The following is a 20,831-nucleotide window of genomic DNA, read 5'->3' on the forward strand; positions in this document are numbered from 1 at the left end:
AGAAACGACCCGCACACGCGCACGCACGCCGGCCCCTACGGCGGGTGGGTACTCACCTCACACCCCACCCACCCGCATTCAGCGCCGCCGCAGATCAGCGACCCGGGCCCGCTGCTCCGCACCGGTGCCCTGCTCACCCAGCGCCGTGGCCGTCCTGAGCCCCGGCCCCGTGCCGGGCACCTGGCGGCGCGGTCCGGGCAGTGGCACGTCCCGGCGCTGCTGTCGCGTCGGCCCGGCCTCACCCCCCTGACCGCCGGTACCGCCGTTCCCGCCCTGCGTACCGGCCACGGCGATCTGCACGCCCTGGTCGGCGAGGGCCTGGAGCTCGGTGGCCGCACGATCGTCATGGGCCGGCGGCTCGTCCGTCACGAGCCGGGTGATGACATCGGTCGGCACGGTCTGGAACATCGTGTCGGTGCCCAGCTTCGTATGGTCGGCCAGGACGACGACATCGGCGGCGGCCTGCACCAGCGCACGGTCGACGGACGCCGAGAGCATGTTGGACGTGGACAGCCCCCGCTCGGCGGTCAGCCCGCTCCCGGAGAGGAAGGCCCGCGAGACGCGCAGCCCCTGCAGGGACTGCTCGGCACCGCTGCCGACGAGGGCGTAGTTGGACCCCCTGAGCGTGCCGCCGGTCATCACGACCTCCACGCGGTTGGCATGGGCGAGGGCCTGGGCCACCAGCAGGGAGTTGGTGACGACGGTCAGCCCGGGCACCCGCGCGAGCCGGCGAGCCAGCTCCTGCGTGGTCGTACCCGCCCCGACGACGATGGCCTCGCCTTCTTCGACCAGACCCGCGGCGAGATCGGCGATGGCCGTCTTCTCGGCGGTCGCGAGATGCGATTTCTGCGGGAAGCCGGACTCGCGTGTGAACCCACCCGGCAGTACCGCACCGCCATGTCGGCGGTCGAGGAGTCCTTCTGCCTCCAGCGCACGCACGTCCCGCCGTACGGTCACTTCGGAGGTCTGGACGACGCGGGCGAGCTCCCGGAGCGACACTGCCCCGTTCGCTCGCACCATTTCGAGGATCAATTGGCGACGTTCTGCAGCGAACACGAAACTGACAGTAACCCCAACGACCGTCTGCTTTCAGCAGTTTGCGCCGAATAACAGAAGTTGTTCGCACGGGAGGGCATGAAGTGGTATAGGAGGTTACTCCGACTACCTATGCCGTACGCACCTGCGGCAACTCCCCGTAACCGGCGGGGAGTCGATTCCGGCCGTCAGCCCTCCGCGCCCGACTTCCGGGTGTGCAGCTGCCGCGCCACCTCGGCGATCGACCCCGAAAGGGACGGGTAGACGGTGAACGCGTTCGCCATCTGTTCGACCGTCAGGTTGTTGTCGACCGCGAGCGAGATCGGGTGGATCAGCTCCGAGGCGCGGGGCGCGACGACCACACCGCCCACCACGATCCCGGTGCCCGGCCGGCAGAAGATCTTGACGAAGCCGTCCCGGATGCCCTGCATCTTCGCGCGCGGGTTGCGCAGCAGCGGCAGCTTGACGACGCGGGCGTCGATCTTGCCGCCGTCGACGTCGGCCTGGGTGTACCCCACCGTGGCGATCTCGGGGTCGGTGAAGACGTTGGACGACACGGTCTTCAGGTTCAGCGGGGCCACGGCGTCGCCGAGGAAGTGGTACATGGCGATCCGCCCCTGCATGGCGGCCACCGAGGCCAGCGCGAAGACGCCGGTCACGTCACCGGCGGCGTACACACCCGGGGCGGTGGTCCGCGACACCTTGTCGGTCCAGATGTGCCCGGAGTCCTTCAGCCGCACCCCGGCCTCCTCCAGCCCCATCCCCTCGGTGTTGGGGACGGCGCCGACGGCCATCAGGCAGTGCGAGCCGGTGATGACCCGCCCGTCGGACAGGGTCACCTCGACCCGGTCCCCCACCCGCTTGGCGGACGCGGCGCGCGACCGCGCCATCACGTTCATGCCGCGCCGCCGGAAGACGTCCTCCAGCACCGCCGCGGCGTCCGGGTCCTCGCCCGGCAGCACCCGGTCCCGCGACGACACGAGCGTCACCCGCGAGCCCAGCGCCTGGTAGGCACCGGCGAACTCGGCACCGGTGACACCCGACCCGACGACGATCAGCTCCTCGGGAAGCTCGTCGAGGTCGTACACCTGGGTCCAGTTCAGGATCCGCTCGCCGTCCGGCTGGGCATCGGGCAGCTCGCGCGGGTGTCCACCGGTGGCGATGAGCACGGCATCCGCCGTGAGGGTCTCCTCGCTCCCGTCGGCGGCCCGCACCACGACCTTCCGGGACCCGTCGAGGGCCTGCATGCCGTCCAGCCGCCCGCGCCCGCGCATGACCCGGGCACCGGCGCGCGTCACGGAGGCGGTGATGTCGTGCGACTGCGCCAGCGCGAGACGCTTCACTCGCCGGTTGACCTTCCCCAGGTCCACGCCGACCACCCGGGCGGCCTGCTCCACGGGCGGGGTGTCGTCGGCGACGATGATCCCCAGTTCCTCGTACGACGAGTCGAAGGTGGTCATCACCTCGGCCGTGGCGATGAGGGTCTTGGACGGGACGCAGTCGGTCAGCACCGACGCCCCGCCCAGACCGTCGCAGTCGACGACGGTCACCTCCGCGCCGAGCTGGGCGCCCACCAGCGCCGCTTCGTATCCGCCGGGTCCGCCACCGATGATCACGATCCGAGTCACGTACTCCATTGTCCCGCACCCTTCAACCAAAGACCGCGCAGGGGGCCCACCCGATGCGCCCCCGTTACCGGAGTGACCCAGGAGCCGCCTGCCGTACCCTCTCCCCATGTCGCTCTACGCCGCGTACGCCGGCAACCTCGACGCGCGGCTGATGTCCCGCCGCGCCCCCCACTCGCCGCTGCGCGCCACCGGCTGGGTGAACGGCTGGCGGCTGACGTTCGGCGGCGAGCACATGGGCTGGGAGGGAGCGCTCGTGACCCTGGTGGAGGACCCCCTCTCCCAGGTCTTCGTCGCCCTGTACGACATCGCCCCGATGGACGAGGACTCCCTCGACCGCTGGGAGGGCGTGGGCCTGGACATCTACCGCCGCACCCGGGTCCGCGTGCACACCCTGGACGGCGAGACGCGGGCCTGGACCTACGTCCTGAACGGCTACGAGGGCGGCCTGCCCTCCGCCCGCTACCTGGGCGAACTGGCCGACGCCGCGGAATCCGCCGGCGCGCCCCACGACTACGTGATGGAGCTGCGCAAGCGCCCCTGCTGAGACGGGCTTCGTCGAAAACGACAAAACAACAATCCGGATCCCGTCGGCTCCGTCATCTACGCGCGTAGGCGTAAAGCGGTTACCCTCATCCCCGTGAACGCATCTCTTCTTCCGGACGACATCCAGGGCGACCCCCACGCCGCCGCCGACGCCGCCGCGGCCCGCCTGCGCGAACTCACGGGCGCCGACACCCACGACGTCGCGCTCGTGATGGGCTCCGGCTGGGCACCGGCCGTGGACGCCCTGGGCGAGCCCGAGGCCGAGTTCCAGGTCACCGAGCTGCCCGGCTTCCCGCAGCCGGCGGTGGTGGGCCACGGCGGAAAGATCCGCTCGTACGCCATCGGTGACAAGCGCGCGCTGGTCTTCCTGGGCCGCACCCACTACTACGAGGGCCACGGCGTGGCCGCGGTCTCGCACGGCGTCCGCACCGCCGTCGCCGCCGGCGCCAAGACGGTGATCCTCACCAACGGCTGCGGCGGCCTGCGCGAGGGCATGCGCCCCGGCCAGCCGGTTCTGATCAGCGACCACATCAACCTCACCGCGACCTCCCCCATCGTCGGCGCCAACTTCGTCGACCTCACCGACCTCTACTCGCCGCGGCTGCGCGCCCTGTGCAAGGAGGTCGACCCCACGCTGGAGGAGGGCGTCTACGCCCAGTTCCCCGGCCCGCACTACGAGACGCCGGCCGAGATCCGCATGGCCCGCGTCATCGGCGCGGACCTGGTGGGCATGTCGACGGTCCTGGAGGCCATCGCGGCCCGCGAAGCGGGGGCGGAGGTGCTCGGCATCTCCCTGGTCACCAACCTCGCCGCCGGCATGACGGGCGAGCCCCTCAACCACGAGGAGGTCCTCCAGGCCGGCCGCGACTCCGCGACGCGGATGGGCGAACTCCTGACGAAGGTCCTCGGCCGCCTGTAACCGGCGCGGTGCCCGGCGCCGGGGCGTCGCGCAGCCCGGCGGAACGGGGCGTCCCCCCGAGGGGTATCCCCAGCGCCCACCCGTGCCGCCCTGGAAGCGCCTCCCCGGCCGTTCAGGCACTGGGGGAGGCACGACTGCCCGGGCTTGACGCGGTCGGTCCGCGGCTGGACGGCCCGGTGGGGCGCGCGCCCGCCCGGGCACCACCCGCAGCCGCCCGCGGCGGGAAGCGACGCCTGGCGTGGGCACCACCCACAGCCGCCCACGGCGGGAAGCGACGCTCGGCCGGGGCACCACCCGCAGCCGCCCACGGCGGGAAGCGACGCTCGGCCGGGGCACCACCCGCAGCCGCCCGCGGCGGGAAGCGACGCTCGGCCGGGGCACCACCCGCAGCCGCCCACGGCGGGAAGCGACGCTCGGCCGGGGCACCACCCGCAGCCGCCCGCGGCGGGAAGGGGACGTGCCGGGGGGTGTCCGCCCGCAGCGGTTGTCGCGTCAACGCGGGCACCCTCTACAACAGACCGATTCCGCGACGTTCCGAGGACGGACACCCCCCGGCGCGGCCCCGAACCACCCACCGCACCCAAGGCGCTACGCGCACCCCCACCGAACCCGCACAGGCGCCGCAGGCATCCACCCACGGCGCCGCAGACACCCCACGACCGTCACCCGAACCACAGACGAGAGGCTGACCCGACGTGCACGACGATCTCATCGCCCGGGCCCAGGCATGGCTGGCCGAGGACCCCGACGCGGAAACCCGCGACGAACTCGCCAAGCTCATCGACGCCGAGGACCACGCAGAGCTCGCCGCGCGCTTCAGCGGCACCCTCCAGTTCGGCACCGCCGGCCTCCGCGGCGAACTCGGCGCCGGCCCCATGCGCATGAACCGCTCCGTGGTCATCCGCGCCGCCGCCGGCCTCGCCGCGTACCTCAAGAAGCAGGGGGCCCGCCACGGCGACGGCACAGCCGGCCTCGTCGTCATCGGCTACGACGCCCGCCACAAGTCCGCCGACTTCGCCCGCGACACCGCCGCCGTCATGACCGGCGCCGGCCTCAAGGCGGCGCTCCTCCCCCGCCCCCTTCCCACCCCCGTCCTCGCCTTCGCCATCCGCCACCTCGGCGCCGTCGCCGGCGTGGAGGTCACCGCCAGCCACAACCCGCCCCGCGACAACGGCTACAAGGTCTACCTCGGCGACGGCTCCCAGATCGTCCCGCCCGCCGACACGGACATCGCCGCCGAGATCGCCGCCGTACGGTCCCTGAACGACGTCCCCCGACCCACCACCGGCTGGGACACCCTCGACGACACCGTCCTCGACGCCTACCTCGCCCGCACGGACGCCGTGCTCGCCCCCGGCTCCCCCCGCACGGCCCGCACGGTCTACACGGCGATGCACGGCGTCGGCAAGGACGTCCTCCTCGCCGCCTTCGAACGCGCCGGCTTCCCCGCCCCCGCCCTCGTCACCGAGCAGGCCGACCCCGACCCGGACTTCCCCACCGTCGCCTTCCCCAACCCGGAAGAGCCCGGCGCGATGGACCTCGCCTTCGCCACGGCCGGCGCCATCACCCCCGCCCCCGACCTGGTCATCGCCAACGACCCGGACGCCGACCGCCTCGCCGTCGCCGTCCCCGACGGCACCGGCTGGCGCATGCTCCGCGGTGACGAGGTCGGCGCCCTCCTCGCCGCCCACCTGGTCACCCGCGGAGCGACCGGCACCTTCGCCGAGTCCATCGTCTCCTCCTCCCTCCTCGGCCGCATCGCCGAGAAGGCGGGCCTGCCCCACGTCGAGACCCTCACCGGCTTCAAGTGGATCGCCCGCGCCGAGGGCCTCCGCTACGGCTACGAGGAGGCACTCGGCTACTGCGTCGACCCCGACGGCGTACGCGACAAGGACGGCATCACCGCGGCCCTCCTGATCACGGAACTGGCCTCCACCCTCAAGGAGGCCGGCCGCACCCTCCTCGACCTCCTCGACGACCTCGCCGTCGAGCACGGCCTGCACGCCACCGACCAGCTCTCGGTCCGCGTGCAGGATCTCTCCCTCATCGCCGGCGCGATGCGCCGCCTGCGCGAACAGCCGCCCATCCACCTCGCCGGCCTGCCGATCACGAAGGCCGAGGACCTCACCCGGGGGACGGCCGACCTGCCGCCCACCGACGGCCTGCGCTACACGCTCGACGGCGCCCGGGTCATCGTCCGCCCCAGCGGCACGGAGCCGAAGCTGAAGTGCTACCTGGAGGTGGTCGTCCCGGTCGGAACACACGCCGACCTCCCCGCGGCCCGCACCAAGGCCCAGGACCTGCTGACGGCACTGAAGCGCGACTTCTCGACCGCGGCGGGCATCTGACCGAACCGGCCCGAACCCCGAACCGGCCCGAACCCGGCCGAACCCCAACCCCGGCCGAACACGGAACCCGCCCCCGGGGTCCCCCACCCGGGGGCACCCCATCGGGTGATTTCCGCACGCCGGTTGACCGGCGCTCCCCGCCCGCGGTCCCCCCGCGGGCAACGGTGGTCCCACGACCCACCACCGACCACCCAGGGAGCCGCCGCCGTGTCCTCGACCGCCCGCGAAACCACCCCGAGCGGACGCATCCCCGGCACCCGGCGCCCTCACTCCCGCACACCGACGCCCGACCGGCCCCCGGCCGCCGCCCGGGCCGCCCGGCGCCTCGCCCACGCCCTGCACCGGGCGGCCCCCGCCCTGGCCGCCTACCTCGCCGTCCGCATCACCGGCCTGCTGGTGCTCGCCGACTGGGCGCGCCGCCGCGGACAGGACGTGTACACGATCCTGGCCACGCAGTGGGACGCCGACTGGTACATGGCCATCGCCGACCACGGCTACACGGACGAGCTGGGCACCACCCACAACACCAACAACCTGGCGTTCTTCCCGCTCTTCCCGGTCCTGGTGAAGGCCATCGCGGTCGTCACGCCGGGCATCCGCGCGACCACGGCCCTGGGCCTCGCCGTCGTCGCCTCGCTCATCGCTGCCTGGGGCATCTTCGCGGTCGGCGACCGCCTGTACGGCCGCCGCGCCGGAGTCCTGCTCACCACGCTGTGGGCCGCTTTCCCGGTCGGCCTGGTGCAGTGGATGGGCTACACCGAATCACTGTTCACCGCGCTCACGGCCTGGTCGCTGTACGCGGTGCTCACCGGCCGCTGGCTGTGGGCGGCCGGCTTCGCCGCGCTGGCGGGCCTGACCCGCCCGACCGGCATCGCGGTGGCCGCGGCGGTCAGCGTGGCGGCGCTGCTCGCCCTGCGGCACCGCCCCGTCCGCCCGCGGGCGGCCCTGGCGGCGGTCCTCGCGCCGCTGGGCTGGTGCGCGTACGTCGGCTGGGTGGGCCTGCGCCTGGGCCGCTGGGACGGCTACTTCGCCGTACAGCGGCTCTGGTACAACGACGTGGACTTCGGGGTGAAGACACTGCGCCAGTTCCGGCAGCTGCTGGTGTACGACCCCACGCCCCATCTGTTCCTGGTCGTGGTGACGCTCACCCTGATCGGGGCGGTCGTGCTGTTCGGCCTGTCGGTCTGGGACCGCCAGCCGCTCCCGCTGCTGGTCTTCACCGGCGTCATGCTGGCGATCGTGCTGGGCAGCGGCGGCGTGTACTTCCCGCGGGCCCGCTTCCTGCTCCCGGCCTTCCCGCTGCTGCTCCCCTTGGCCCTGCACCTGTCCCGGGCCTCACGCCGCTACCGCGCACTCGCCCTGGCCACGGCGGTCCTGGGCTCGGCGTACTGCGGCGCCCACATGCTCCTGGTCTGGACGAGCGCGCCGTAACAGCCGCGCGCCCCAGCCACACAGCGCACCACGCACAGGCACGGCACCCTGCGCACCAAGCAACACGCAGCCACCCCGCCCCACACACCACGCGCAGCCACCCCGCTCCCACACACCACGCGCAGCCACCCCACCCGCGCACCACGCACACGCACCCCACCGCCCACGCAGCCCAGCCCCGAGCCACAAGCGCTCACCCGCCCTACGGGATCGCGCCCCGCACCCCCGGAATCACAGCAGGCCCTAGTACCAGCCGCCCCCAGAACCAGCCGGCCCCAGAACCAGCCGCCCCCACGAACTCACCCCACCGCCAACAACACCGCCAACAACACCGCCCCGGCCACCGCCGGCCCCACGACCTCGTAGGCCCACCGCACCGACACCTCACCCTGCGCCGACGGTGCCTGCCTCCGCGCCTCCAGCATCTCCCGCAGCTCGTGGATGATCTTGTCGCTCTCGGCCCGCACCGGCGCGGCCCCCGCGTCCGCCGCGGCACCCGCCTCGGCCCCGCCCCCGGACAGCCCGCCCAGCCCCCCGACGACGGTCCCGGACGCGACGCCCCGCCCGCGGCCGCGGCCCCGGCCGCCCCCCGACGCCTCCGCGGCCCGCCGCGCCTCCAGCCGGGCCGCCCGCTTGCGGGCGCGCAGCGAGACCGGGATCGCCCAGAGCTGGTACTTGGTGCCGGACTCGGCGACGACCTCGTTCGAGTAACCGGACCGCAGCGACTCGATCTGCCCCCAGGGCAGCACGATGACGCGCAGCGGGTTCCGGACGCGCAGCCGGTCCTCGCCGGCGAAGACGGCGGGCCGCAGGGTGTACGCGACGGCCGGCGGCACCACCAGCAGCAGCGTGGCCAGCGCCAGCCACGGGGTGCGCCCCTCGCCCCTGACCAGCGCGTCGATGCCGAGCCACAGGACGATGGCGAGCAGCAGCGCGCCGCCGACCATGCCGGCGGGCGAGCGGTAGACCCGGTCCCGGGTCTCGGGTCCCGAGGGCGGCGGCATGGGCGACTGGTGGTCCGGGGTCGTCATGCTGCCGATTGTGCCCGACGGCTCCGGCGACGCTCATACGTGGTGCCGCGGCACAAGATGAGCGCACGGGGCTGTACAGCCGCTACGCGCGTAGATATGCTCGCCTGGTGACCATGCCCACCACTGCATCAGCCGCACCCGGTACCCCCGCCGCGTCCGCTGCACCCACGCCCGGAGCGCCTGGAGCGCCCGGAGGCCGGGGAGTGCACGGACTCAAGGACGTCGCCGCGTCCGACAGCACGCTGCGCCGCTTCCTGCACGGGCTGCCCGGCGTCGACGCGGTCGGCCTGGAGGCGCGCGCCGCCGCCCTCGGTACCCGTTCCATCAAGACCACCGCGAAGGCCTACGCCCTCGACCTGGCCATCTCGATGGTCGACCTGACGACGCTGGAAGGCGCGGACACCCCGGGCAAGGTCCGGGCGCTCGGCGCCAAGGCGGTCCGCCCCGACCCGACCGACCGCACCGCGCCCGGCACGGCCGCGGTCTGCGTCTACCCCGACATGGTGGCCGTGGCCAAGGAGGCCGTCGCCGGTTCGCGCGTGAAGGTCGCCTCGGTCGCCACCGCGTTCCCGGCGGGCCGCGCCTCCCTCGCGGTCAAGCTGGCCGACGTGCGCGAGGCCGTGACGGCGGGCGCCGACGAGGTCGACATGGTCATCGACCGCGGCGCGTTCCTCGCGGGCCACTACCTGAAGGTGTACGAGGAGATCGTCGCCGTGAAGGAGGCCTGCGGCACGGACGCCCGCCTGAAGGTCATCTTCGAGACCGGCGAGCTGTCGACGTACGACAACATCCGCCGCGCCAGCTGGCTCGGCATGCTCGCGGGCGCCGACTTCATCAAGACCTCGACCGGCAAGGTCGCCGTGAACGCGACCCCGGCCAACACCCTGCTGATGCTGGAGGCGGTCCGCGACTTCCGGGCGCAGACCGGCGTCCAGGTCGGCGTGAAGCCGGCTGGCGGCATCCGCACGGCGAAGGACGCGATCAAGTTCCTCGTGCTGGTCAACGAGACCGCGGGCGAGGACTGGCTGGACAACCACTGGTTCCGCTTCGGCGCCTCCTCGCTCCTGAACGACCTGCTGATGCAGCGCCAGAAGCTGGCCACCGGCCGCTACTCCGGCCCCGACTACGTGACGGTGGACTGATCACCATGACCACGGAAAAGACCACGGCACAGCGGTCATCCGCATTCGAGTACGCACCGGCGCCGGAGTCCCGCGCGGTCGTCGACATCGCCCCCTCCTACGGCCTGTTCATCGACGGCGAGTTCGCCGAGGCGGCCGGCGGGAAGGTCTTCAAGTCCGTCTCGCCGTCCACCGAGGAGGTGCTCTCCGAGGTCGCCGAGGGCACCGAGGAGGACGTCGACCGCGCCGTGAAGGCCGCCCGCAAGGCGTTCGCGAAGTGGTCGGCGCTGCCCGGTGCCGAGCGCGCGAAGTACCTGTTCCGCATCGCCCGCATCATCCAGGAGCGCTCCCGCGAGCTGGCCGTTCTCGAGACCCTCGACAACGGCAAGCCGATCAGGGAGACGCGGGACGCCGACCTTCCCCTGGTCGCCGCGCACTTCTTCTACTACGCGGGCTGGGCCGACAAGCTGGACCACGCCGGCTTCGGCGCGAACCCCAGGCCGCTGGGCGTCGCGGGCCAGGTCATCCCGTGGAACTTCCCGCTGCTGATGCTGGCGTGGAAGATCGCCCCGGCGCTGGCGACCGGCAACACGGTGGTGCTCAAGCCGGCCGAGACGACGCCCCTGTCCGCCCTGTTCTTCGCGGACATCTGCCGTCAGGCGGGCCTGCCCCGGGGTGTCGTCAACATCGTCACCGGCGACGGCCGCACCGGCGCCGCCCTGGTCGCCCACCCGGACGTGAACAAGGTCGCCTTCACCGGCTCCACCGCGGTCGGCAAGGAGATCGCCCGCACGGTCGCCGGCACCCGCAAGAAGCTCACCCTGGAACTGGGCGGCAAGGGCGCCAACATCGTCTTCGACGACGCCCCGATCGACCAGGCCGTCGAGGGCATCGTGAGCGGCATCTTCTTCAACCAGGGCCAGGTCTGCTGCGCGGGCAGCCGTCTGCTGGTCCAGGAGTCGATCCAGGACGAGCTGCTGGACGCCCTCAAGCGCCGTCTGTCCACCCTCCGCCTCGGCGACCCGCTGGACAAGAACACCGACATCGGCGCGATCAACTCCGCCGAGCAGCTCGCCCGCATCACCGCCCTCGCCGACCAGGGCGAGGCGGAGGGCGCCGAGCGCTGGTCCCCGGCCTGCGAGATCCCGTCGTCCGGCTACTGGTTCGCCCCGACGCTGTTCACGAACGTCACCCAGGCGCACACCATCGCCCGTGACGAGATCTTCGGCCCGGTGCTGTCGGTCCTGACCTTCCGCACCCCGGACGAGGCCGTCGCCAAGGCCAACAACACCCCCTACGGCCTGTCGGCCGGCATCTGGACGGAGAAGGGCTCGCGCATCCTGGCGGTCGCGAACAAGCTGCGCGCGGGCGTCGTCTGGTCCAACACGTTCAACAAGTTCGACCCGACGTCGCCGTTCGGCGGCTACAAGGAGTCGGGCTTCGGCCGCGAGGGCGGCCGCCACGGCCTGGAGGCGTACCTCGATGTCTGAGAAGTCGGAGCAGAACCGTCTGGCGGTCTTCAAGACCTACAAGCTGTACGTCGGCGGGAAGTTCCCGCGTTCCGAGAGCGGCCGGGTGTACGAGGTGACGGACTCCAAGGGCAACTGGCTGGCGAACGCGCCGCAGGCCTCCCGCAAGGACGCCCGGGACGCGGTGGTCGCCGCGCGCAAGGCGTTCGGCGGGTGGTCGGGCGCGACGGCGTACAACCGCGGCCAGATCCTCTACCGCATCGCCGAGATGCTGGAGGGCCGCCGCGAGCAGTACGTCCGTGAGGTCGCCGACGCCGAGGGCCTGTCGAAGGCGAAGGCCGCCGCCCAGGTCGACGCGGCGATCGACCGCTGGGTCTGGTACGCGGGCTGGACCGACAAGATCGCCCAGGTGGTCGGCGGCGGAAACCCGGTCGCCGGGCCCTTCTTCAACCTGTCCTCCCCCGAACCGACCGGCGTGGTCGCGGTCCTGGCCCCGCAGGAGCCGTCCTTCCTGGGCCTGGTCTCCGTCGTCGCCCCGGTGATCGCCACCGGCAACACGGCGGTCGTGGTCGCGAGCGAGAAGTTCCCGCTCCCCGCCCTCTCCCTGGGCGAGGTGCTGGCCACCTCCGACCTGCCGGGCGGCGTGGTCAACGTCCTGTCCGGCCGTACGGCGGAGATCGCGGCCCCGCTCGCCGCCCACCAGGACGTCAACGCGATCGACCTCGCGGGCGCCGACGAGGCGCTGGCGAAGGAGCTGGAGATCGCCGCGGCGGACAACCTCAAGCGCGTCCTGCGTCCACAGCCTGTGGACGGCGCCGACTGGGCGGCGACGCCGGGCATCGACCGCATGACGGCGTTCCTGGAGACCAAGACGGTCTGGCACCCGACGGGTTCGCTGGGCGCCTCCGGCTCGTCGTACTGAGCCCTCCGGGGCCACGAGCAGAGAGCCGCGCCTCCCCTCCGTCCGAGGGAGGCGCGGCTCTCGCCGTTCGCCGCCGCTGTCGCCGCCGCGTCAGCCGCCCAGCACCCCTGCCGCCTGCCCCAGCACCGGGACGCCCCCGACCGACTGCGCCTGCGCCACCGGGCCGGTGACGGCCTGGGAGGTCAGCGGCTGGAAGTCGGCCACCTCCATGCCGACGCCGTTGTCCAGGGGGTCGACGCCGGTGCCCGCCAGCGGGTTGGGCTTGAGGCCGGCCACCGGACCCGTGACGTAGCCGAGCGTGCCGGTCGTCGTCTTGGGGCCGGCCTCCGGGTCGATCCTGCCCAGGGAGGCCGGGCTGGTGTGCACCATGCCACCGAGCGACTCGCCGCTGTCCGCGGAGGCCGTCGCCGCACCTGCTCCCAGCGCCACCCCGGCGGTCGCGAGGGCGACCAGGGCGCGCTGGGCGGTCGGGGTGTGGGGGGACGCGTGTCGGGCCATCGCTGCTGCCACCTCTTGCTACGGAGTGCCACCGGACTACCGGGAGAGTACTGCGGTCGCACTGCGGAGTGTAATGAGGTCGGCGCGAAGCGTAGTTGACGTGTGACGCACGCTTCAAAGCCGATCCGCGGGGTCGTACGGCGGCCGAAGGATGCCTCACACTGGTGTCCCGTGAGCTCCCATCCGCCCATACCGACGCGAGTCGTGCTGCTCTGCGGCCCCTCCGGCTCCGGCAAGTCCCTCCTCGCCGCCCGCTCCGGCCTGCCGGTGCTGCGGCTCGACGACTTCTACAAGGAGGGCACCGACCCGACACTGCCGCTGGTCGCCGGGAGTTCCGACATCGACTGGGACCACCCCGGCTCGTGGGACGCGGAGGCCGCCGTCTCCGCGATCGCCCGGCTGTGCCGCGACGGCCGTACGCAGGTGCCGGTCTACGACCTCGCGCTCAGCGCCCGGACCGGCGCGGAGACCGTCGACATCGGCCGGGCCCCGCTGTTCATCGCGGAGGGCGTCTTCGCCGCCGAGATCGTGACGCGCTGCCGGGAGGCGGGTGTGCTGGCCGACGCGCTCTGCCTGAGCCGGGGACCGGTGACGACCTTCCGCCGGCGCTTCCTGCGGGACCTGAAGGAGGGCCGCAAGTCGGTGCCGTTCCTGCTGCGCCGCGGCTGGCGGCTGATGCGGCAGGAGCGGACGATCGTCGCCCGGCAGACGGCCCTGGGCGCGCACGCCTGCGACCGTGACGAGGCGATGGGCCGCCTGGCGGCAGCGGCGGCGGGCGGCTGCGCGACGGCCCGTACGGCGGCCTGACGCGGGATACGGAAGCCCCGGCGGTACGGACACAACGGCGGTACGACACAGAAGAGCGGGACCGGACGGACCCCCCGGCCCTCCGGTCCCGCTCCCCTTTGTGCTTCCCCCGTGTCCCCCGTGCCCCCGTGCTCCCCCCTGGGTCCCCCGTGGTGCTCCCCCGGTTTCCCCCGGCCCCCGGGGCCCCCGTCTTGCTTCCCCGTGAGTAAGAGCCCGGGGCTCTCCCCCTGATACACCCGGGCCCGGACTTTTTTTCCGGACCCCGGACCTTCAGGCGACCAGTTCGCCGAAGGCGTCCTCCCGGTCACGGCCGAAGCTGAGGACCTCGTCCTCGCGCAGCCGGCGGAGCGACCGCCAGATGCTGGACTTCACCGTGCCGACGCTGATGTCGAGGATGTCCGCGATCTCCGGGTCCGTGCGGCCCTCGTAGTAGCGCAGGACCAGCATGGTGCGCTGGAGTTCGGGCAGCCGGGCGAGCGCCTGCCACAGGACCGCGCGCAGTTCGGTGCCGCGCATGGCGTCCGTGTCGCCGGGCGTCTCCGGCAGTTCCTCGGTCGGGTACTCGTTGAGCTTGCGGCGCCGCCAGGCGCTGATGTGCAGGTTGGTCATGGTGCGGCGGAGGTATCCGCCGACGGCCGCCTTGTCGGTGATCCGGTCCCACGCCCGGTAGGTCGAGAACAGCGCGCTCTGCAGCAGGTCCTCGGCCTCGTAACGGTCGCCGGTCAGGTGGTAGGCGGTGGCGTACAGGGAGGCCCGGCGCTCCTGGACGTAGGCGGTGAACTCCACCTCCGACAGCGAGCGACGCTCCCCCGTCCCCTCCCCGTACGCCGCTCCCCCGTGTGTCTCCCCCCGGTCCCCCGTGTGTGCGTCAACCACCGTCATGAGCGCGGTGTGCTGACGCCCGGTGCCGCGAGCGCACCCCCGCCCTCCCCCACGCTCGAAACCGCTCGCGCGGGAGGGACCCCCCTCGGCACCGGACTTCTCGGAACCCCGGTGCGCGTGCACGTCGTGCAGACGCGTGACCACTGCGCTGGTGCTGGTGCTGTGCAGCGTGTTCATCTCGCGCCCCCCGTCGTGGACTTCCGGTGTTCGGCGTGCTGTGGTGCGGCGTGCTGTGGTGCCTGTGCCGAAAATCCTGCCCGGGCGACTTCATGGCCGTGTCCGTCGACTGTCACAGACCTGTCACAGGGGTCCGTCACGCGTGCGCCACGGGACCTTCACAGGTCCCGGCGCCGGGGACGGGCCGCTTCCGTACCCACAGGTCGAACAGGACCCCCTCCATGGGCCAGAATGAGCCCGTGCCTTCCCTGTTGCTGATCGAGGACGACGACGCCATCCGCACGGCCCTGGAGCTCTCACTGACGCGCCAGGGACACCGCGTGGCCACCGCTGCCAGCGGTGAGGACGGTCTGAAGCTGCTGCGCGAGCAGCGGCCGGACCTGATCGTGCTGGACGTGATGCTGCCCGGCATCGACGGGTTCGAGGTGTGCCGGCGCATCCGCCGCACCGACCAGCTGCCGATCATCCTGCTGACCGCGCGGAGCGACGACATCGACGTCGTCGTCGGACTCGAGTCCGGCGCCGACGACTACGTCGTCAAACCCGTGCAGGGCCGGGTGCTGGACGCCCGGATCCGGGCGGTGCTGCGGCGCGGGGAACGGGAGTCCAGCGACTCGGCGGCCTTCGGCAGCCTGGTGATCGACCGTGCCGCCATGACCGTCACCAAGAACGGCGAGGACCTCCAGCTCACGCCGACCGAGCTGCGACTCCTCCTCGAACTGAGCCGGCGGCCCGGGCAGGCGCTGTCCCGGCAGCAGTTGCTGCGGCTGGTGTGGGAGCACGACTACCTCGGTGACTCGCGGCTGGTGGACGCGTGTGTGCAGCGGCTGCGCGCCAAGGTCGAGGACGTGCCGTCGTCCCCGACGCTGATCCGTACCGTGCGGGGCGTGGGCTACCGGCTGGATCCGCCTCAGTGACACAGGAACACCCGGGGGGTCTGCGCGGCTGGGCCGCGACACGCAAGGGAGTCTGGTCGCGGCTGCGCCTCACCAGCCTGCGGCTCAGGCTGGTCGTCGTCTTCGGACTGGTGGCGCTCACCGCCGCCGTGTCCGCGTCCGGCATCGCCTACTGGCTCAACCGCGAGGCGGTCCTCACCCGCACCCAGGACGCCGTGCTGCGGGACTTCGAGCAGGAGATGCAGAACCGGGCCGGTTCGCTGCCCGAGCATCCGACGCAGGACGAGTTGCAGCACACCGCGGGGCAGATGGCCAGCAGCGGCCAGCGCTTCAGCGTGCTGCTGATCGGCGAGAACGCCGCCGGGCGGACCGTGTACGGAAGTTCCGGCGGGCTGGGCGGCTTCTCGCTCGCGGACGTGCCCGAGTCACTGCGCGCCGCGGTGAACAAGGAGCAGGAGGTCACCGGGACCAACAAGTCCCCGTACCACCTGTACTGGCAGCGCATCGTCGAGGACGACACCCCGTATCTGGTGGCCGGCACGCGGGTGATCGGCGGCGGGCCGACCGGCTACATGCGCAAGTCGCTGGAGCCGGAGGCGAAGGACCTGGGCTCGCTCGCCTGGTCGCTGGGCATCGCCACCGGGCTGGCGCTGATCGGCTCGGCGCTGCTCGCACAGGCCGCCGCCTCGACCGTGCTGAAGCCGGTGCAGCGGCTCGGCGCGGCCGCCCGGCGGCTCGGCGAGGGCAAGCTGGACACCCGGCTCAGGGTGTCGGGCACCGACGAACTCGCCGATCTGTCGCGGACGTTCAACAGCGCCGCCGAGAACCTGGAGAAGCGGGTCGCGGAGATGGCGGGCCGGGAGCAGGCCTCGCGGCGCTTCGTGGCGGACATGAGCCACGAGCTGCGCACGCCGCTGACCGCCATCACGGCCGTGACCGAGGTGCTGGAGGAGGAACTGGACTCCGAGAGCGGCGGCATCGACCCGATGATCGAGCCGGCCGTACGGCTGGTGGTGAGCGAGACCCGACGGCTGAACGACCTGGTGGAGAACCTGATGGAGGTCACCCGCTTCGACGCGGGAACCGCCAGGCTGGTCCTGGACGACGTCGACGTCGCCGACCAGATCACCGCCTGCATCGACGCCCGCGCCTGGCTGGACGCCGTTGAACTGGACGCCGAGCGCGGCATCCACGCCCGCCTGGACCCGCGCCGCCTGGACGTGATCCTGGCCAACCTCATCGGCAACGCGCTCAAGCACGGCGGGTCGCCGGTGCGGGTTTCGGTGACGGAGGCCGACGAGGAAGGCGGGCAGGTCGTCATCCGGGTGCGGGACCACGGGCCCGGCATCCCCGAGGACGTCCTGCCGCACGTCTTCGACCGCTTCTACAAGGCGAGCGCGTCCCGGCCGCGTTCCGAGGGCAGCGGGCTCGGCCTGTCCATCGCCCTGGAGAACGCCCACATCCACGGCGGCGGGATCACCGCGGCGAACTCCCCCGAGGGGGGCGCGGTGTTCACGCTGCGGTTGCCGCGGGACGCGTCGACGCTGGTGGAGGCGGACCGCGAGGCGACGGACGCGGCGGATGCGGCGGGTGACGAGAGCCGGGGCAAGGACGCGAAGGGACAGGCCTGATGACCGTACGCCGCCTGCCGGCGCTTGGTGTGCTCGCGGTGCTGCTCGCCGGGTGCGGCATCCGGGCCACGGAGGTGCCGACGGACTTCGGGCCGGCGCCCTCCCGGGTGCGCTGCTCGCTCGCCGAGCCGGACACGACGACCCGGACCCCGCCCGGCATCGCGGCGCAGGTGTTCCTGCTGTGCGGCTCGTCGCTGGTGGCCGTGGACCGGACGGTCCGGGTGCCGGACGGCGCGGCGGACTCCCAGCGGCGCGTGCTGGTGGCCCAGGGGCTGCTGGACGAACTGGCCGAGCCGCCGTCGGCCGCGGCGAAGGAGGCCGGGTACACCACCGACGTACGCGGGACCAGGGTGTCGGGGCCGCGCCCCGGCGATCCCGAGGACACCCTGCGCCTCGGCACCGCGCCGGGGGACCTCACCTCGCACGCCCTCGCCCAGATCGTCTGCACCTTCTCCGAATCGGCCGCGGCCGAGGGCAACGGCTCGGTGATCCTGGGCGGGCCCGGCGACGAGGCACCGCGCCGCTACTCGTGCACGGACGAGGTCCGCGCCCGGCCGGGCAGCAACGAGCCGCCGTCCAGTGAGGTGGCCGAGGGCTGAGCGCGGGCCGGAAGGCCCGGCCGGGTGGCCGCGGGGCGCCCGGTCCCGGGTGTGTGGCGCACGCCTCATCCGGGGACCGGGTGGCTCTCCGGAACCGACCGCGGCACCGGCCGCGTCTAGGGGTTCGTGCAGCGTCAAGGCTCCATCGGCGGCGGGAGCGCCGCGGTCCGTGTCCGGGTGACGGGGAGTGTCCTCCTGGTCGCGCATCTCGCGTTCGTCGCCTGGCTGACGCTGCGTCCCCTGGACGTGCCCTGGGTGATGCCGGCCAACCTGCGCCCGCTCGACGGCATCCGGGCCGACCTGGCCCTCGGCTGGCCGGAGGCGGCCCGCCGGATCGGTGAGGGGCTCGCCCTGCTGGCGCCGCTGGGCGTGCTGCTGCCCATGGCCGACGGCAGACTGATCGTCTCCCCCGTCGCGTCCCTGTTGCGCACCGCCGCCGCCGGAGCGCTGCTGTCCCTGGCGATCGAGCTCCTGCAGACCGGGGTGCCCGGCCAGCTCGTGGACGTCGACTCGTTGCTGCTGAACACGGTGGGCGTGGCCCTGACGCACCTGGCCGTGGTACCCGCGGCCCGGGCCCGGCTCCGCCGCCGGTCCGAGCGGTCGCCCCGGCAGGACGTCCGCCAGGAGGAGCCGGCTCAGGGTCGGACCCCGACGATTCCCAGGGTCGGGATCGCCCCGTAGAGCGATGCTTGCCCCTTTTCATCTCCGTAGCGTGGGTACCAGAGGAGGCGAACGGAAAGCCTCCAGTCGACGCTCACGAAGGAGCCGCCATGTCCCGCCTTGCCCGCCCCACCCACGGTCGCATGATCGGCGGAGTGTGTGCCGCGCTGGCGCGGCGCTTCGGGACCTCCGCGACGACCATGCGCGTGATCTTCCTGGTCTCGTGCCTGCTGCCCGGTCCGCAGTTCCTGCTGTACCTGGCGCTGTGGATCCTGCTTCCTTCGGAGGACAAGGTGACGGCCAAGACGGCCTGGTAGCGCCCGGCCCGCGCCCGCCGCCGTCTTTCTCCCTCCCCTCCTCCTCCCCCTCTCCCTCGACTTCCCTCCCTCTGGTACGCCGACGGGGCGCGCCCGGCAGATCCGGGCGCGCCCCGTCGGCACGCGGTGGTGGGGCGGCTCAGCCCAGCGGGATGCCGTTCACCGGCAGGCCCTGCGTGGGCAGTCCCTGCAGCGGCAGTCCGCCGAGCAGGCCGGCGACCGGTCCGGCCGGGCTGTTGGCGAGCTGGTCGCCGACCAGCTTCTCGGCGTTCGGCTGCGCGGCGGCCAGGCCCGTACCGACGGCACCCTGCCCCTTCGCCAGCGCGGGACCGGCGCCCGGCGCCGCCTGGGAGACGTTCTCGGCGGGCAGCGTCTTGGTGACGCCGTCCAGCGTCTGGGCGACGTCCGGGACGGCCGGGGCCGCGTTGGCCGCGCCCGCGCCGGAGGCGGCGAAGGCGGCACCGAGGGCGGCGACGCCGAGGGTCTTGGCAGCAGACTGCTTCATGAAATGCGTCCTCGAAATGGGATGTCGGGGATGTGAGCGGTCCTCGACCGTAAACATTCTCCGTCGTCCGCCGCAAACATCGAAATGCGGACGGATTGTGAATACCCGCCCGCATTTCCCGGCTCCGATCAGCGTGGTTCAGCCCTCTTCTGCCGAAGACCTGCTGGTGGACGCCGTCTGCTGGAACAGCCATTCGGACTTCAGCTCGGCATAACCGGGCTTGATCACGTCATTGATCATGGCTAGTCGTTCATCGAAAGGAATGAACGCTGATTTCATCGCATTGACGGAGAACCACTGCATGTCGTCGAGCGTGTAACCGAATGCGTCGACCAGGTGCTCGAATTCCTGGCTCATGCTGGTGTGGGACATGAGACGGTTGTCCGTGTTCACCGTGGCGCGGAAGTGCAGCCGGCGGAGCAGCCCGATGGGGTGCTCGGCGTACGAGGCCGCCGCGCCGGTCTGGAGGTTGGAGCTGGGGCACAGCTCCAGCGGGATCCGCTTGTCCCGGACGTACGAGGCGAGCCGCCCGAGCTTGACCGTGCCGTCCTGCTGGACCTGGATGTCATCGATGATGCGCACCCCGTGCCCGAGCCGGTCGGCGCCGCACCACTGGAGGGCCTGCCAGATGGACGGCAGCCCGAAGGCCTCGCCGGCGTGGATGGTGAAGTGGTTGTTCTCCCGCTTGAGGTACTCGAAGGCATCGAGGTGGCGGGTGGGCGGGTAGCCGGCCTCGGCGCCGGCGATGTCGAAGCCGACGACGCCCAGATCCCGGTAGCGGTTGGCGAGTTCGGCGATCTCCAGGGCGCGGGCGGCGTGCCGCATGGCGGTGAGCAGGGCGCCCACGCGGATGCGGTGGCCGTTGTCCCTGGCGCGCCGCTCGCCCTCCCGGAAGCCCTCGTTGACGGCCTCGACGACCTCTTCGAGACTCAGCCCCTTCTCCAGGTGCTGCTCGGGGGCGTAGCGCACCTCGGCGTAGACGACGCCGTCCTCGGCGAGGTCCTCGGCGCATTCGGCGGCGACCCGGACGAGCGCCTCGCGGGTCTGCATGACGCCGACGGTGTGCGAGAAGGTCTCCAGGTAGCGCTCCAGCGAGCCGGAGTCGGCGGCCTCGCGGAACCACGCGCCGAGCCGGTCGGGGTCGGTCTCGGGCAGGGCCGGGTAGCCGCTGTCCCGGGCGAGTTCGACGATCGTGCCGGGGCGCAGCCCGCCGTCGAGGTGGTCGTGCAGCAGGACCTTGGGCGCCCGGCGGATCTGGTCCGGGTTCGGGCTCTTCGCGGTGCTCTGGCTGGTCATCTTCGCACTGTAGCTCCTACGCGCGTAGAGCACACCGGGGCTGTACGAATCCTTCGATATGTAACGGTGACTGCCCGGACAGGTGGCGTACACCCGGTCTTCTGACACTGTTCTGT

At 72.6% G+C, this 20,831-nt stretch carries 20 protein-coding genes; 13 read left to right on the forward strand and 7 right to left on the reverse strand.

Features of this window, described 5'->3' with window-relative positions; translation table 11 throughout:
• Nucleotides 1-78: 78 nt before the first annotated feature.
• Both ACLGIH_RS12255 and ACLGIH_RS12260 read right to left on the reverse strand, forming a co-directional pair.
• Nucleotides 79-1,056: a DeoR/GlpR family DNA-binding transcription regulator gene (locus ACLGIH_RS12255; protein WP_416525281.1), complete on the reverse strand. Its 978-nt coding sequence runs from the start codon at nt 1,054-1,056 to the stop codon at nt 79-81.
• A 167-nt stretch (nt 1,057-1,223) separates the two neighbouring features.
• Nucleotides 1,224-2,672, reverse strand: coding sequence for an NAD(P)H-quinone dehydrogenase (locus ACLGIH_RS12260; protein WP_416525282.1), 1,449 nt, complete (start codon nt 2,670-2,672; stop codon nt 1,224-1,226).
• A gap of 97 nt (nt 2,673-2,769) precedes the next feature.
• Here ACLGIH_RS12260 and ACLGIH_RS12265 point away from each other — a divergent pair, with 97 nt between their 5' ends.
• The 4 genes from ACLGIH_RS12265 (at nt 2,770) to ACLGIH_RS12280 (ending at nt 7,904) form a co-directional block, all read left to right on the forward strand.
• On the forward strand, nt 2,770-3,207 hold the full coding sequence (locus ACLGIH_RS12265) for a gamma-glutamylcyclotransferase family protein (protein WP_416525283.1): 438 nt from the start codon (nt 2,770-2,772) through the stop codon (nt 3,205-3,207).
• Nucleotides 3,208-3,300: 93 nt separating this feature from the next.
• Nucleotides 3,301-4,125, forward strand: coding sequence for a purine-nucleoside phosphorylase (locus ACLGIH_RS12270; protein WP_416525284.1), 825 nt, complete (start codon nt 3,301-3,303; stop codon nt 4,123-4,125).
• A 695-nt stretch (nt 4,126-4,820) separates the two neighbouring features.
• Entirely contained in the window at nt 4,821-6,473 is a 1,653-nt protein-coding gene (locus tag ACLGIH_RS12275; RefSeq protein WP_416525285.1) for a phospho-sugar mutase, read from the forward strand.
• 207 nt (nt 6,474-6,680) lie between these two features.
• Nucleotides 6,681-7,904 carry a hypothetical protein gene (locus tag ACLGIH_RS12280; protein ID WP_416525286.1) on the forward strand — a complete coding sequence of 408 codons (1,224 nt, stop codon included), beginning with the start codon at nt 6,681-6,683 and terminating at the stop codon, nt 7,902-7,904.
• Nucleotides 7,905-8,203: 299 nt separating this feature from the next.
• Here ACLGIH_RS12280 and ACLGIH_RS12285 read toward each other — a convergent pair whose 3' ends face one another.
• Nucleotides 8,204-8,935 carry a PH domain-containing protein gene (locus ACLGIH_RS12285; protein ID WP_416525287.1) on the reverse strand — a complete coding sequence of 244 codons (732 nt, stop codon included), beginning with the start codon at nt 8,933-8,935 and terminating at the stop codon, nt 8,204-8,206.
• A 113-nt stretch (nt 8,936-9,048) separates the two neighbouring features.
• Between ACLGIH_RS12285 and deoC the strand changes: the two genes are divergently transcribed.
• Genes deoC through ACLGIH_RS12300 form a run of 3 tightly spaced genes read left to right on the forward strand, consistent with a single transcriptional unit; the run spans nt 9,049 to nt 12,447 of the window.
• Nucleotides 9,049-10,077 carry a deoxyribose-phosphate aldolase gene (gene deoC / locus ACLGIH_RS12290; protein ID WP_416529357.1) on the forward strand — a complete coding sequence of 343 codons (1,029 nt, stop codon included), beginning with the start codon at nt 9,049-9,051 and terminating at the stop codon, nt 10,075-10,077.
• 5 nt (nt 10,078-10,082) lie between these two features.
• Nucleotides 10,083-11,546: an aldehyde dehydrogenase family protein gene (locus tag ACLGIH_RS12295; protein ID WP_416525288.1), complete on the forward strand. Its 1,464-nt coding sequence runs from the start codon at nt 10,083-10,085 to the stop codon at nt 11,544-11,546.
• A complete protein-coding gene (locus tag ACLGIH_RS12300; protein WP_416525289.1) occupies nt 11,539-12,447 on the forward strand; it encodes an aldehyde dehydrogenase family protein in 909 nt (302 codons plus the stop codon). Before ACLGIH_RS12295 ends, ACLGIH_RS12300 begins: the two co-directional genes overlap by 8 nt.
• Before the next feature lie 90 nt (nt 12,448-12,537).
• On the opposite strand, the gene ACLGIH_RS12305 is transcribed toward ACLGIH_RS12300, so the two are convergent.
• Nucleotides 12,538-12,945, reverse strand: coding sequence for a hypothetical protein (locus ACLGIH_RS12305; protein ID WP_416525290.1), 408 nt, complete (start codon nt 12,943-12,945; stop codon nt 12,538-12,540).
• A gap of 102 nt (nt 12,946-13,047) precedes the next feature.
• On the opposite strand from ACLGIH_RS12305, the gene ACLGIH_RS12310 reads away from it, so the two are divergent.
• Nucleotides 13,048-13,752, forward strand: coding sequence for a uridine kinase family protein (locus tag ACLGIH_RS12310; protein WP_416525291.1), 705 nt, complete (start codon nt 13,048-13,050; stop codon nt 13,750-13,752).
• A gap of 270 nt (nt 13,753-14,022) precedes the next feature.
• On the opposite strand, the gene ACLGIH_RS12315 is transcribed toward ACLGIH_RS12310, so the two are convergent.
• A complete protein-coding gene (locus tag ACLGIH_RS12315; protein WP_416525292.1) occupies nt 14,023-14,811 on the reverse strand; it encodes a SigE family RNA polymerase sigma factor in 789 nt (262 codons plus the stop codon).
• A gap of 239 nt (nt 14,812-15,050) precedes the next feature.
• On the opposite strand from ACLGIH_RS12315, the gene afsQ1 reads away from it, so the two are divergent.
• From afsQ1 to ACLGIH_RS12340, 5 genes are all read left to right on the forward strand, one after another.
• On the forward strand, nt 15,051-15,728 hold the full coding sequence (gene afsQ1, locus ACLGIH_RS12320; protein WP_164393744.1) for a two-component system response regulator AfsQ1: 678 nt from the start codon (nt 15,051-15,053) through the stop codon (nt 15,726-15,728).
• The gene (locus ACLGIH_RS12325; RefSeq protein WP_416525293.1) at nt 15,725-17,338 is read left to right on the forward strand and encodes an ATP-binding protein; all 1,614 of its coding nucleotides are present in this window, start codon (nt 15,725-15,727) and stop codon (nt 17,336-17,338) included. The genes afsQ1 and ACLGIH_RS12325 overlap by 4 nt, the downstream gene beginning before the upstream one ends.
• A complete protein-coding gene (locus tag ACLGIH_RS12330; protein WP_416525294.1) occupies nt 17,338-17,937 on the forward strand; it encodes a hypothetical protein in 600 nt (199 codons plus the stop codon). Before ACLGIH_RS12325 ends, ACLGIH_RS12330 begins: the two co-directional genes overlap by 1 nt.
• A gap of 126 nt (nt 17,938-18,063) precedes the next feature.
• Nucleotides 18,064-18,618, forward strand: coding sequence for a VanZ family protein (locus ACLGIH_RS12335; protein ID WP_416525295.1), 555 nt, complete (start codon nt 18,064-18,066; stop codon nt 18,616-18,618).
• Nucleotides 18,619-18,707: 89 nt separating this feature from the next.
• The gene (locus ACLGIH_RS12340) at nt 18,708-18,914 is read left to right on the forward strand and encodes a PspC domain-containing protein (protein WP_416525296.1); all 207 of its coding nucleotides are present in this window, start codon (nt 18,708-18,710) and stop codon (nt 18,912-18,914) included.
• Between the two features lie 139 nt (nt 18,915-19,053).
• Here the strand turns inward: ACLGIH_RS12340 and ACLGIH_RS12345 are convergent, their stop codons facing one another.
• Together ACLGIH_RS12345 and ACLGIH_RS12350 are read right to left on the reverse strand one after the other, a co-directional pair.
• Nucleotides 19,054-19,419 carry an ATP-binding protein gene (locus ACLGIH_RS12345; RefSeq protein ID WP_416525297.1) on the reverse strand — a complete coding sequence of 122 codons (366 nt, stop codon included), beginning with the start codon at nt 19,417-19,419 and terminating at the stop codon, nt 19,054-19,056.
• A 138-nt stretch (nt 19,420-19,557) separates the two neighbouring features.
• Nucleotides 19,558-20,715, reverse strand: coding sequence for an adenosine deaminase (locus tag ACLGIH_RS12350; RefSeq protein WP_416525298.1), 1,158 nt, complete (start codon nt 20,713-20,715; stop codon nt 19,558-19,560).
• Nucleotides 20,716-20,831 lie beyond the last annotated feature (116 nt).

Source organism: Streptomyces hamibioticus (genome assembly GCF_047946815.1).
Lineage (GTDB): Bacteria > Actinomycetota > Actinomycetes > Streptomycetales > Streptomycetaceae > Streptomyces.